Origin of the sequence: Cryobacterium sp. M91 (assembly GCF_002929615.1) — a bacterium.
Taxonomy (GTDB): Bacteria; Actinomycetota; Actinomycetes; order Actinomycetales; family Microbacteriaceae; genus Cryobacterium; species Cryobacterium levicorallinum.
Genome location: NZ_PJJT01000073.1, coordinates 18,058 through 30,535, shown reverse-complemented (window position 1 = coordinate 30,535; position 12,478 = coordinate 18,058). Strand labels below are relative to the sequence as shown.

The 12,478-nt window shown below is 64.6% G+C and carries 13 protein-coding genes and 2 pseudogenes; 6 read left to right on the top strand and 9 right to left on the bottom strand.

Features of this window, described 5'->3' with window-relative positions; translation table 11 throughout:
- Positions 1-4: 4 nt before the first annotated feature.
- On the bottom strand, positions 5-538 hold the full coding sequence (locus tag CXY80_RS04085; RefSeq protein WP_092452148.1) for a GNAT family N-acetyltransferase: 534 nt from the start codon (positions 536-538) through the stop codon (positions 5-7).
- Between the two features lie 33 nt (positions 539-571).
- The gene (locus tag CXY80_RS04080) at positions 572-763 is read right to left on the bottom strand and encodes a hypothetical protein (RefSeq protein WP_104131704.1); all 192 of its coding nucleotides are present in this window, start codon (positions 761-763) and stop codon (positions 572-574) included.
- A 64-nt stretch (positions 764-827) separates the two neighbouring features.
- Between CXY80_RS04080 and CXY80_RS20425 the strand changes: the two genes are divergently transcribed.
- Positions 828-953, top strand: a complete 126-nt coding sequence (locus CXY80_RS20425) for a hypothetical protein (RefSeq protein WP_255411828.1) — start codon at positions 828-830, stop codon at positions 951-953.
- A complete protein-coding gene (locus CXY80_RS04075; protein ID WP_104131703.1) occupies positions 950-3,244 on the top strand; it encodes an FdhF/YdeP family oxidoreductase in 2,295 nt (764 codons plus the stop codon). The genes CXY80_RS20425 and CXY80_RS04075 overlap by 4 nt, the downstream gene beginning before the upstream one ends.
- Before the next feature lie 100 nt (positions 3,245-3,344).
- On the opposite strand, the gene CXY80_RS04070 is transcribed toward CXY80_RS04075, so the two are convergent.
- A complete protein-coding gene (locus CXY80_RS04070; protein ID WP_104131702.1) occupies positions 3,345-3,662 on the bottom strand; it encodes a DUF6457 domain-containing protein in 318 nt (105 codons plus the stop codon).
- A 99-nt stretch (positions 3,663-3,761) separates the two neighbouring features.
- Positions 3,762-4,250: a DUF427 domain-containing protein gene (locus CXY80_RS04065; protein ID WP_104131701.1), complete on the bottom strand. Its 489-nt coding sequence runs from the start codon at positions 4,248-4,250 to the stop codon at positions 3,762-3,764.
- A gap of 272 nt (positions 4,251-4,522) precedes the next feature.
- Between CXY80_RS04065 and CXY80_RS04060 the strand changes: the two genes are divergently transcribed.
- Both CXY80_RS04060 and CXY80_RS04055 read left to right on the top strand, forming a co-directional pair.
- The gene (locus tag CXY80_RS04060) at positions 4,523-5,356 is read left to right on the top strand and encodes an aldo/keto reductase (protein ID WP_104131700.1); all 834 of its coding nucleotides are present in this window, start codon (positions 4,523-4,525) and stop codon (positions 5,354-5,356) included.
- Between the two features lie 211 nt (positions 5,357-5,567).
- Positions 5,568-6,439: pseudogene (locus CXY80_RS04055) on the top strand (DNA polymerase domain-containing protein).
- A 10-nt stretch (positions 6,440-6,449) separates the two neighbouring features.
- Here CXY80_RS04055 and CXY80_RS04050 read toward each other — a convergent pair.
- Positions 6,450-7,451 (bottom strand): glutathione S-transferase family protein, encoded by a 1,002-nt coding sequence (locus tag CXY80_RS04050; protein ID WP_104131699.1) that lies wholly within the window; start codon positions 7,449-7,451, stop codon positions 6,450-6,452.
- 29 nt (positions 7,452-7,480) lie between these two features.
- Positions 7,481-7,795 carry a hypothetical protein gene (locus tag CXY80_RS04045; RefSeq protein WP_134444602.1) on the bottom strand — a complete coding sequence of 105 codons (315 nt, stop codon included), beginning with the start codon at positions 7,793-7,795 and terminating at the stop codon, positions 7,481-7,483.
- Positions 7,796-8,050: 255 nt separating this feature from the next.
- On the opposite strand from CXY80_RS04045, the gene CXY80_RS04040 reads away from it, so the two are divergent.
- Complete coding sequence (locus CXY80_RS04040) at positions 8,051-8,854, top strand: DUF1206 domain-containing protein (protein WP_104131698.1); 804 nt, start codon at positions 8,051-8,053, stop codon at positions 8,852-8,854.
- Between the two features lie 27 nt (positions 8,855-8,881).
- Here CXY80_RS04040 and CXY80_RS20420 read toward each other — a convergent pair.
- The 3 genes and pseudogenes from CXY80_RS20420 to CXY80_RS04025 form a co-directional block, all read right to left on the bottom strand.
- Positions 8,882-9,328 (bottom strand): annotated as a pseudogene (locus tag CXY80_RS20420) (phosphatase PAP2 family protein); the annotation flags it as partial.
- 272 nt (positions 9,329-9,600) lie between these two features.
- Positions 9,601-10,308 carry a phosphatase PAP2 family protein gene (locus tag CXY80_RS04030; protein ID WP_233194948.1) on the bottom strand — a complete coding sequence of 236 codons (708 nt, stop codon included), beginning with the start codon at positions 10,306-10,308 and terminating at the stop codon, positions 9,601-9,603.
- A 70-nt stretch (positions 10,309-10,378) separates the two neighbouring features.
- The gene (locus CXY80_RS04025) at positions 10,379-11,695 is read right to left on the bottom strand and encodes a DNA polymerase ligase N-terminal domain-containing protein (RefSeq protein WP_104131697.1); all 1,317 of its coding nucleotides are present in this window, start codon (positions 11,693-11,695) and stop codon (positions 10,379-10,381) included.
- Here CXY80_RS04025 and CXY80_RS04020 point away from each other — a divergent pair.
- Positions 11,685-12,431, top strand: coding sequence for a Ku protein (locus CXY80_RS04020; protein WP_369828620.1), 747 nt, complete (start codon positions 11,685-11,687; stop codon positions 12,429-12,431). The two genes, CXY80_RS04025 and CXY80_RS04020, sit on opposite strands and share 11 nt — an antisense overlap.
- The last annotated feature ends 47 nt before the right edge of the window (positions 12,432-12,478 follow it).

Here is a 12,478-nt window from a genome sequence, read left to right as displayed (position 1 = left end):
GTATTTAGCCGCGCCGCAGTCCCTTTTCGAGTACCTCGAGGTGCAGGTCATCGCGCCTGGGCACGCCGAATCGCGTGTCGACGTGGAAGGGTTTCCGCACGCCCGTGCGACGATAGCCGCGTCGTTCATAGAACGCGATGAGGGCGTCGCGCAGGCCAATGACGGTCATGATCATCACGGTCGAACCCCATTCGGCCACGGCCAGGCGTTCGGCCTCGACCAGGATCCGCGTGCCGTCACCCTGACTCTGGCCCGTCGGGCGCACGGCGAACATGCCGAAATAGGCGGTGTCGCCCAGGTCTTTGGCGATGTGGGCGCAGCCGACCAGATCGACGCCGCGTTCAGCGAGAATGACGAGGCTGTTGCGGCGATCGAGGTCCGCGTGCAGCAGGTCAGCGTCGATGCGCTGCCCATCGATGAGGTCGGCCTCTGTAGTCCAGCCGGCCCGGCTGGCCTCGCCGCGGTAGGCGTTCGTCACCAGCTCCAGCAGGGCCGGAATGTCGTCGTTGGTCGCGCGGCGAAACGTCAGGGTGTTCATTGCCCCACGATATCGCCCGCACCCCGGCCTCCCTCACCCCGTCAGCGCGCGCTGATCCAGTGGCCAGGCGAACATTCGCGCGAAGAAGCCGCCGGTGACCTTCTCCTTGACGTGGCCTTCGCAGCGCTGGCTGCGCGGCACATTCTTCATCACCTGGTCGACGTGCTGGCCGCACCCGGCCCGGGTAGTCTTCTGGCCGGTCTTGCAGGTAACCCCTCTGCACATGTTGGTGGCCATTCACTCGGGGATGTGACGTAAATACTTACACCTCGGGGTAACATGCGAATTCATGCAGACTGACCGAAACGGATGCCCCGGGCCCGGCCGGTGTATCGTGCCATCGACGAGCGAGTGGCTGGCCGACAACACGGCCCCGGCGCTCGTGACCCCCGAGGAGAGAGAGGCGCCCCCATGAGCAGCGACCCACCAATCGACGACGTCACCGACGACGACATCGAAGTCACCCATTCCAAGGCCTGGGCGGCTGGCGTTCCGGGCGTGCTGCACTCGATGGAACCGGCGATCACTCAGATGGGCGCCCGGCGGGGGATGCGGGCTCTGCTCGCGATGAACCAGAAGGACGGCTTCGACTGTATGAGCTGCGCCTGGCCCGACCCGGGCCAGCGCAAGGCCTTCGAATTCTGCGAAAACGGTGCTAAGGCCGTCACTTGGGAGGCCACACCGATCACAATTCCCACCACCTTTTGGGCCGAGCACTCGCTGGCCGACCTGCGCGAGAAGAGCGAATACTGGCTCGGCATGCAGGGTCGGCTGATCGAACCCGTGTACAAGCCGGCTGGCAACGACCACTACCGCCCGGTCAGCTGGGCCGAGGCGTTTCGGGTAATTGCGGCCAAGCTCAACGGGCTCGACTCACCCAACCAGGCCGCCTTCTACACCAGCGGCCGCGCGTCCAACGAGGCCGCATTCGCCTATCAACTGTTCGCCCGCGCCTACGGCACCAACAACCTGCCGGACTGCTCCAACATGTGCCACGAGTCCACGGGCTGGGGAATGGGCCAGACCGTCGGAATCGGCAAAAGCACGATCAGTTACGACGACTTCGCGAAATCAGACCTGATCATCATCATGGGCCAAAACCCAGGCACCAACCATCCACGTATGCTCACGGCGCTCGAAGAAGCCAAGGATGCCGGTGCCCAGATCGTCGCCGTCAACCCGCTGCCCGAGGCGGGCCTGCGCCGCTACAAGAACCCGCAACGGGTGCGCGGAATCATCGGTCACGGCACCGACATGGCCGACCAGTTTCTGCAAATTCGCATTGGTGGCGACATGGCGCTGCTGCAGGCGGTTTCCAAGCGGGTACTGGACGCCGATGCGGCCGCCCCCGGCACAGTGCTCGACCAGGCCTTTCTCGACGAACATTGCCACGGGCTGGCCGAGTTGCGGCAACATTTGTCGCAACTTGACGAGCGGATGGTCCTGGCCGCGACAGGCCTGCGTGCGGCCCAAATTGACGAACTTGCGCAGCGCTACCTCAATGCCGATCGGGTGATTATCACTTGGGCGATGGGGCTGACGCAACAGAAAAAGGGCGTCGAGACCATCAAAGAAATCATCAACCTGCTGTTGTTGCGCGGAAACATCGGCAAGCCCGGTGCCGGAGCCTCCCCGATTCGCGGACACAGCAACGTGCAGGGCGACCGCACCATGGGCATCTGGGAGCAGATGCCGCCCGCCTTCCTCGACGCCCTTCAGGCCGAGTTCGGCTTCGATCCGCCACGTGCGCATGGCGTTGACTCCGTCGACGGCGTGCGTGCCATGCGTGACGGAAAAATGAAGGTGTGGATGGGGCTCGGCGGTAACTTCGTCGCCGCCATGTCCGACACCGGCATTGCCGAGGCTGCCATGGCCCGCACCGAAATGAGCGTGCAGATCTCGACTAAGCTCAACCGGTCCCACGCCGTGACCGGCGAGGAAGCCCTGATTCTGCCGACCCTGGGGCGCACGGAAATCGACGAGCAGGCCAGCGGCGAGCAGTTCGTCTCGGTGGAGGACTCAGTCTGCGCGGTGCATCCGTCCTGGGGCAAGCTCACGCCGGTCGCACCGAACCTACTCTCCGAAGTTGCCATCGTCTCCCGGCTGGCGAGTGCCGTCCTGGGCGAGCGGGTTACCGTCGACTGGGCCGGATTTGAGGCCAACTACGATCGCATCCGCGACCACATCGCCCACGTGGTCGGTGGGTGCGAGAACTACAACGAGCGCATCCGGCAAGACGGCGGGTTCGTGCTGCCGAACGGGCCGCGCGATTCGCGCACGTTCACCACCCCTACCGGCAAAGCGATGCTGACCACGAACACCCTCGAACACCTCGAGGTGCCACCCGGGCGCCTGGTGCTGCAGACACTGCGCAGCCACGACCAGTTCAACACCACTATCTATGGCCTCGACGACCGCTACCGCGGGATCAAGAAGGGCCGTCACGTGGTGTTCATCAACAAGAAGGACCTGATCGCCCTCGGGTTCGCCGACGGTGACCTGGTCGACGTGCACAGCGAGTTCAGCGACAACGTCGATCGGGTGCTACGCGGGTACCGGCTGGTCGCCTATCCGACGCCGCGCAGCTGCGCGGCCGCCTACTATCCAGAGGCGAACGTGCTCGTGCCACTCGACAGCGTCGCCGACGGCAGCAATACGCCGGTGTCGAAGGCGGTCATCATCCGATTGGAGCGGTCGGAGGTGTGATGCGGATGGGGCGAGCTCCTGCGCAGTTTGAGCTCCTGCGCGGTTTGAGCTCCTGTGCGGTTTGAGCTACTGTGCGGTTTGAGCTACTGTGCGGTTTGAGCTACTGAGCAGTATTGACCCAGCCGGTTTCGTCGGGTGCCTCATTCTCGGGCTGCCGGCAGACAGCGATCACGATATCCGCTGCCCGGGCGATGGCCGCGTCCGACGCCATCGCCGAGTTGGCGGCGGCCAAACCGGCGGCATAGCCGACGACGAAAGTTGTGATCGGGGCGGCCATCGGGCTGACCGCATGGGCGGCTTCGTCTGCGACATTGAGTACGAGGTGGTTGTCTACGTCAAGGTCTAAAATCTGGAGGGCCTGGCTGAGACGGCGGGTCCACTGGTTGAGAATGTCTGCGTCTACGGCATTGTGGGTCACAGCAGCTCCTTCAGTTGCCTGGTACCTCGGATGCATGGCTGATGAGAGGATACCCGGAACCAGAAAACTGTGTGCGAAGCAACGGTATCGAAGGGCGAACTACCAGCCCACGGTACCAGTAGAGCCCTTGAACGGCCCCACGATTTTCTTAGTGATCCAGCCGCCGTAATAGTCGCCGTCCTGCGCGCGCACCGTCTCACCGTCGACGGTGCAGCGGTCCATCGCGCCTGGGTAGACGGCGATACGTTCAGCCAGAATTTCGTACCCCGGTGACGGTGTGGAATAAAACCAGCCCGCACGGGGGCTGGAGCCGATCGAGAGGTAGCCGGCCACGCCCTTGTATTCGCAGTAGCTGTGGCCCGCTGCCGGCTTCAGCAGACCGGCGGCAAAAGCACTTCGCGGCACGTAGTACACGGGCGGGTGACTGGTTTCCAGCACACGTACGACGTCGCTGGTGTGGACGATCGTCGCGCCGTTCAGCTCGATCGTGACGTGTTCCGTGGTGTGTTCAACCAAAGGTGGGCGCGGGTAATCCCACACTGATTCCTGGCCGAGACGTACCGGGTCGCGTTTCACTGGCTCAATCATGCCCCGATGATAGGGCGGCAAGCTGCGAACTACGTCGGCATTCAGTTTGTGCGTTGCCGCGCCACACTCGTTCAGCGCTCGACGGGGGCTGCTAGTGCGCCCTGCGTTGGGGCAGCCATGGAATAGGCCCGATGATTGCGTGGTTCGGTTACACGTGCCGGCAATTACCACTACCCGTACGCAAGCCGGGACATTCTCGAATTGACAGAGCAACGCGGGGCAGATGTTGGCGATGCCACGACCAAGGCACATTTGAACGAGGAGATCTACCCATGACCACAGTCCCCACACTCACTCTTAACAACGGCACGTCCATACCTCAGCTTGGCTTCGGCACATTTCAGATCACCCCAGAAACGACCAAAGCGGCGACCCTCGCCGCCCTTGAGGCCGGCTACCGACACATCGACACGGCGGAGATGTACGGCAATGAGAAAGAGGTCGGTGAGGCGATTGCAGCGTCCGGTATCGCCCGTGCCGATATCTACGTCACGAGCAAGCTCAACAATGGGTTCCACGACCGCGCCGACGCCCTCGCCGCGTTTGACCGTACCCTCGAAGCACTCGGCTTCGACTACCTGGACCTGTTCCTCATTCACTGGCCGCTCCCGGCCGTCGGCGACTACGTCGCAACCTGGAAGGCGATGGAGGAGATGCAGAGCTCCGGGCGCGTCCGGACGATTGGCGTGAGCAACTTCCAGCAGGCGCACTTGCAGCGCCTGTTCGACGAAACCGACACGGTGCCGGCCGTCAACCAGATCGAGGTACACCCGTACCTCACGCAGGATTCACTGCGTGCATTCAACACCGAGCACGGCATTGCAACCGAGGCCTGGTCGCCGCTCGCGCAAGGGGCGGTTCTCTCTGACCCGGTGATTATCGGGATCGCCGACCGCCTCGGTAAGACCGCCGCGCAGGTTACCCTGCGCTGGCACCTGCAACGGGGCGACATCGTCTTCCCGAAGTCGGTCACCCGCAGCCGGGTCGAGGAAAACTTTGCCCTGTTCGATTTCTCCCTCACCGAAGCGGATATCGCCGCCATCACTGCGCTGAACCGCGACGAGCGCACGGGCCCGAACCCCGACGAGTTCAACTACATCCCGTAGCTTGCCGCAGCTGCGGCCGGAGGCTGCCGCTGCCAATAAATCTGGCTACAGTGTGCGCATGGTGAGCTCGGATGCGCAGGTTTTGATGGTCGACGGCCCGCACGGCGCGCGCGAGGTGCGCGTGTCGAGCCCGAGCCGGGTGCTCTGGCCCGATCCGGGAATCACCAAACTCGACCTCGCCCAGTACTTCATCGAGGTGGGGGAGGCGTTCGTGCGGGCTAACGGCGACCGTCCGGTGTTGCTGCAACGGTTCAGTGGCGGCATCGACGGCGAGCAGTTCTTCTCGAAGAACCCCCGAAGGGGGCTCCCGACTATGTGCGGGCCGTTCCCGTGGTCTACCCGAGCGGGCGCACGCATCCGCAGCTCGTGATCGACGAACCGGCCGCCGCCGTGTGGGCGGTGCAGATGAACACGATCGTGTTCCACCCTTGGCCGTCCCGGGCCGAGCTCTCGGACAATCCCGATGAACTGCGCGTCGATCTGGATCCCCAGCCGGGCACGGACTTCTCCGACACCATTCCGGTCGCTGTCGAACTGAAGAGCCTGCTGGCCGAGGCCGGTCTGATGGCGTTTGTGAAGACATCCGGAAATCGCGGACTGCACGTGTTCGCGCCGATCACCCCGACCCGCGAATTTCTTGAAGTGCGGCACGCGGTCATCGGCGCGGCGCGTGAGCTAGAACGACGGATGCCCACCCGGGTCACCACAAACTGGTGGAAGGAAGAGCGCGGCGAGCGCATCTTCATTGACTACAACCAGGCCAACCGCGATCGCACCATGGCCGGTGCCTACAGTCCCCGGCCGCTGCCGCACGCGCCGGTGTCCTGCCCGCTGGAGTGGAGCGAACTCGCCCAAACCGACCCGCACGCCTTCACGATTCTCACCGTGCCGAACCGACTGCGCGACCAGGGCGACCCGTGGGCGACCATGCATGAGCAGCCCGGCTCGATCGACGTCCTGTATTCGTGGTGGGAGAGCGATTTGGCCGATGGCCTGGGTGAGTTGCCGTTTCCGCCGGACTTTCCCAAGATGCCGGGGGAGCCGCCGCGCGTGCTGCCGAGCCGGGCCCGTCGTCCCGACTAGCGCTACGCGTTCAGTTCACGATGCGCTCGCCGGGCACGGGCGGCTCCGGCGGGGTGCCGGTGCCGAAAGGACGGCCGCCGAGATCGGCGCGAGAATGCGGTGCCAGCCAGGCGGCGGCATCCGGCCCCTTCGGCACTATGCCGCTGGGATTGATATCGACGTGGGTCACGTAGTAATGCTTCTTGATCTGATCGAAATCGATCGTGTCGCCGAAACCCGGAGTCTGGAAGAGGTCGCGGGCATAGGCCCACAGCACCGGCATCTCGCTGAGCTTGTTTCGATTGCACTTGAAATGACCGTGATACACCGCGTCAAAGCGTGCCAGAGTCGTGAACAAGCGGATGTCCGCCTCGGTTATCGTGTCGCCCACGAGATACCGCTGCCCGGCCAGGCGTTCTTCGAGCCAGTCGAGCCGAGCAAACAGGGCGTCGTAGGCCCGCTGGTACGATTTTTGGCTGCCCGCGAAGCCGCACTTGTAGACGCCGTTGTTCACGTCGTGAAAGATTAGGTTGGCGACCTCGTCGATCTGGGTCCGCAGGGCTTCGGGGTAAAGGTCGGGGGCGCCGGCCCGGTGGTGTTCCGTCCACTCGGTCTCAAAATCAAGGGTGATTTGCGGGTAGTTGTTGGTGACGACCTTGCCAGAGGCAACATCGACGATCGCCGGCACGGTGATGCCGCGCGGATAGTCGGGAAAACGGGCGAAGAAGGCCTCCTGCAGGCGTTCGATGCCGAGCACCGGGTCGAGCCCGTCGGGGTCGAGGTCGAAGGTCCAGCTGTTCCTGTCGTGGGTCGGGCCGGGTAAGCCCAGTGAGATGACGCCCTCGAGGCCGAGCAGGCGGCGCACGATCGTGGTGCGGTTCGCCCAAGGGCAGGCCCTGGCTGCGACCAAGCGGTAGCGACCCGCCTCGACCGGCCAGCCGTCCCGGCCGTCCCGTGTGATGCGGTCCTCGATGTAATGGGTGTCGCGGTTGAAGTCCAGGCCGGGCGTGATGTAACTGGGATTCAGGCTCATAGTGCCACGCTACGCGCCTCGGGCCGTTTCTAAACCGCTTCGCCGAGCTGCTCGGCGATTTCGGCGTCGGTGCGGGCGTCGATGATGCCCCACATTATGTGGGTGGGGCCGCTGCTGTCGCTCGGTTCGGTGCGTGGCCGGCTGGCCCAGCCGTGCGCAACGACGGCAGCACCGAGGTATTCGAGGGAGTCGGCGATGCGGGTTTTACGAATCTTGCCGGCCAGTACGCTGCCGTCGGGCGCCTGACGCCAGCCGCGCTTGTGGGCGACGACGCGAGCTATTTCTTCGTTGGTCAGCCAGCGCGAAAAGCTGCGGGTGGGCGGGTCGATGGCAATCAGCTTCATGCCGACACTGTACCCGCCCGGCCCCGGCACCTCGTCACAGGCGCCGATCGGGGCGATAATCACAGGACCACCCGAATCGACAAACTCGGCACCAGTTGGATGGTCAATATCGCCGGTGTCGCTGCCGCGTCTGCGGTTGCCTCCGAGCCCGGTGACGCGGAATTTCGGGACGACGTCACCCGGTGACTTGTCGGTACGTCGGCCAAGAAAAATTTCTGCGCGCGACGGCGTGTGTCGACCTAGGCTGAGCCCGTGATGAATTCACCGGCGACACACATCGCTCGCGACGCGAGCAACAGTTCGGCACTGCAACTGCTGGCACGGCTGGGGTTCGCCGTCAACGGGCTGCTGCACATCCTGATCGGGTCGATCGCGATTACCGTGGCGATCGGTGCGGGCAGCGGCTCCGCCGACCAAAGCGGGGCACTCGCCCAGCTGGCCTCGAGCCCGGGCGGGGTGTTTTTGCTGTGGACCGTCGTGGTCGGCATGTTCGCCCTCGGGCTGTGGCTGGTCGTCTCCGCATTCGTGATGCAGGACGAGCCCAAACGAAAATGGGCGCGTCGTCTGGCCAACATTGCCAAAGCCATCGTTTATATCGCCCTCGGCGTCACGGCGCTGACCTTCGCCCGGGGCGGTACGTCGAGCTCGGCCGGCAGTACGCAGAGCGCCAGTTCGTCGTTGCTGTCCTCGCCGGGCGGCGTCATCGTGCTGTTCCTGGCCGGTGTGGCCGTGCTCGGCGTCGGCGGCTATTTCATCTATAAGGGTGCAGCGCAAAAGTTCCGGTCAGACCTCGCCGTGCCGGGCGGATCGGCCGGCCGCGCGGTCATCGCCCTCGGAGTCGTCGGCTACGTCGCCAAGGGCATCGCGCTCGCCGTGGCCGCGATCCTCATCGGCGTCGCCGCGGTCACCAATGATGCCAGCAAATCCACCGGGCTCGACGGGGCGCTCAAGGCGCTCGCCGCCCTGCCGTTCGGAACCAGTGCCCTGATCCTGATCGGTGTCGGACTGATCGCCTACGGCCTGTACTGCTTCGTTCGCGCCCGCCGCGCCCGGTTGTAGTCCGCGGGACGCATGGCGGGTGTCCCAGGCGATCACCCCGCCGAGCACGACGAGCGAGATCGACAGTGAAGCGAGGGCATCCGTTGCCCAGTGATAGCCGAGATAGAGACGGCTGATCGCGGCGACCCCGATGCAGAGCGCCGCGATGCTGAACCCGACGATGGCAGCACGCCGACCGGGGCGCCGGGACACGACCAGGTAAGTCAGCACCAGTACGAAATCGGCAGCACCGAGAACGTGCCCCGACGGAAACGAGTACGAGTGGTCGGCGCCGAACAGCATCAGCTCGATCGGTGGGCGGCTGCGGGCGATGAGCGGCGCCAGAATCTGCGCCAGAATGACCCCGGTGAGCATGGCTATGGCGAGTAGGAGCGGTCGCCACGCGTGCTTGCCCCAGACCCCCCAGGCGACGGTCAAAACCAGCACGATGATCGGCAACGCGACCGGCCCGAAGATGATGGCCAGGCCGATCATGATCAGCGTCAGGTTCGGCGAGCGGTTGTCGACGAGCCACTCGCGAACCGGCGAATCGTAGAACGACGACCGGTCCGGTTGCAGCACGTCAATGAGCACGCCGATGAAGAGCAGGATGCCGACACCGGCCAGGGCGATGGCGGTCAGGCGCAATTGCCGACGCGTGGCCGTGGACAGCGGCCGGGCGTCGACGACAAACTTTCCGTAGCGGGTGCGCCACACCGTTGCGGACCGGACACCACCCATCTGTTCGTCCTTTCGGTAGAAGAGTGTCAGTGCCGTTTCAAATGTTCGGCGGCGCGCAACCGGCGTTCGCCGTCGAGTTTTGCCGCCAACGGCGCCCAGACTGCAACGGCGATGCCCACGCCGAGCAGTAGGGCGCCGATCGTGTCGGTCAGCCAATGCGCTCCCAGGTAGGTGCGGCTGATCATCATGGCCAGAGTGTAGGCAGCTCCGAGTATCCAGACCCAGCATCGTGAAAATAGGAGTGCGAAAATGGTGGCCATGACGGCCGCGTTTGCTACGTGCCCCGAGGGAAACGACCCAAAATCGACACTCACCAGAATGTCCTGGGGCCGGGTTCTCCCGAACAAATTCTTAAGCACCTGCACGGCGCCGCCGGTGAGTATCGTCGCTGCGAGGTAGAACCCGACCGCCCAATACTGCCGGGCCAGCAGCAGAACGCCCACGATCAGTATGGGAATCAGCAGCGACGCCGTGAGCCCGAAGCCGAGGTAATTCAGCACCAGCGCTGGCGCGTCCAGGGCCGGCCCGCGAAACCGATCCATCCAGGCGAGCCAGGACCGGTCGATGGCGAGTGACCCGGCATCGATGGTGTCAGCGGTGCCACGCAGCAGCACCAGATAGCCGAGGGCGATTGTGAGAGCGAGCGCACCGAGACCGCTGATCAGCGGCCACCGACGCGTGATGCGTTTCGCGCGTGGTGTCGCCGATCCTTCCGGATGCCGATCACTCACCATGGGGTAATTCTAGATCGCGCGTACATCATTCGCTGACAAATTCGCCCGGGGTCTTGTCGGGAAGCCAGCCTCACCAGGACGGCTGACACAGCCGGCCGGTCGCGGTCCATTCGGCGACCTGGGACGGGCGCACCCAGACCGCGCTGGCGGCATCCGCTGGGGGAATGTCACTGAACGGTGTCGTCTTGCGCACCAGTCGCTTCAGACTTGTGTGGATGCTGGCCAGGTCGCGGTCGGCGAACCCGGTGCCGACCCGGCTGACGTAGCGCAAGGCCCCGTCGGTGGGAACCCCGAGCAGCAGGGATCCGATCGTGCCCGACCGGTTTCCTTTGCCGGGCCGCCAGCTGCCGACTCCGACCTCCTGGGTGCGGAAGTGTTTGATTTTCACCCAATCTCGCGACCGGCGCCCCGCGCTGTAACGGCCATCCTGTCGTTTGGCCATGATGCCTTCGAGCTCGAGCTCGAGCTCGAGCAGGTCGAACAGCATGAACTGCACCGGAGTCTTCTTCACCGCAGCGGCCACCTCCCGCGGCTCGGTCAGCCTCAGGCGGGTTTGCAGCAGCCCGAAATCGGGGCGTCCGCCCGGGTCGACGGCCACGATCTCGCCGTCGAGCACCGCGGCATCCGTTTCGGTGGTGGCCAGCGCGGCGAGCAGATCGGTCGTGAGATCGGGATAGGACACGGTCACATCGTGCCCGTTGCGGGTGACCAGACGCACGCCCTGCTCGGCCGGGGAGACGTAGGCGAGGCCCCGCATGCCGTCCCACTTCATCTCGAACGCCCAGTCGTCGTCGCCGAGGTCGGCTGCGGAGCCGTCGGCGGCGAGCATGGGGGAGTAGGTGTTCTTGGGTGGTGCGTGGCCGATCTGCCCGACGGTCGGTCGGGCATTGGTGTGTGAACCGCCAGCCCCGTCGCGTGGCTTCATCCGGTGAATCAGCCAGTTGTTCGCCGCCCCGCGTCCGGCGCTCGTGCGAATCAGGGCGAACCGGGCGGTGCCGCCGAGTCCGGCGTGGGGTTCGCCGTGCAGAGTCACGATCACTTCGTCGTCGCGCCATTTTTCGAGGTCGTAGTCGTCGCGATCCCAGATCTTGACGTCGCCGGCACCATATTCTCCAACCGGAATGTTTCCTTCAAAGCTGCCGTGTTCGAGCGGATGGTCCTCCACGTGAACCGCAAGCCGGTTCTGGGTCGGCGACACCGGCACGCCGCGCGGCAGAGCCCACGACACCAGCACCCCGTCGTGTTCGAGGCGGAAATCCCAGTGCAGGTTGCGGGCGTGGTGCTCCTGAATGACGAAACTCTGCCCGGCGGTCTCGCCCGGATGCAATTCCGGAACGGATGCCGGCACCGGCTCCGGTGTCTTGCTCGCGTCCCTCTTGTCGCGCATCTGGACCGGTGCGATCACCTTCGGACTCGTCAACGTGCCCGTCAAGGTGTACAGCGCCACTGAAGATCACGACGTCTCGCTGCACCAGGTGCACGATGCCGATGGGGGACGCATCCGCTATCAACGTCGGTGTGAAGTGTGTTCCAAGGTCGTTCCGTATGACCACATCGACACGGCCTTCGACAACGGCGAGCAGACCGTGGTGCTCAGCGCCGAGGACTTAGCGTCGTTGCCTTCCGAGCACAGCAAGGAGATTGACGTGGTCGAGTTCGTGCCGAGCGACCAGATCGATCCGATCATGCTCGACAAGAGCTATTTTCTCGAGCCAGACGGCAAATCGTCGAAGGCGTACGTGTTACTTCGCCGCACGCTCGAGGCCAACGATCGTACGGCGATCGTGCACTTCGCGCTGCGGCAGAAGACCCGGCTGGGCGCGCTGCGGGTGCACGGCGACGTGCTGATGCTGCAGTCCCTGCTCTGGGCTGACGAGGTGCGCGAGGCGAAATTCGGGTCCCTCGACATGCGGGTTAACATCAGCTCCAAGGAGCTGGACCTGTCGGCGGCCCTGGTGGAGTCGTTCGCGGCCGATTTTGCGCCGGATGCCTTCAGCGACGACTATCAAGATGAATTACGGGCCCTGATCGAGGCCAAACTGAAGCGCGGCGACGCCGTCGACACCGAGAAGACGCGCGCCCCGATGAAGACGATGGCGAGGGCGGCGAGGTGCTCGACCTGATGGAGGCCTTACGCTGCAGCGTCGAAGCCAGCCGGGATCGCGCCAAG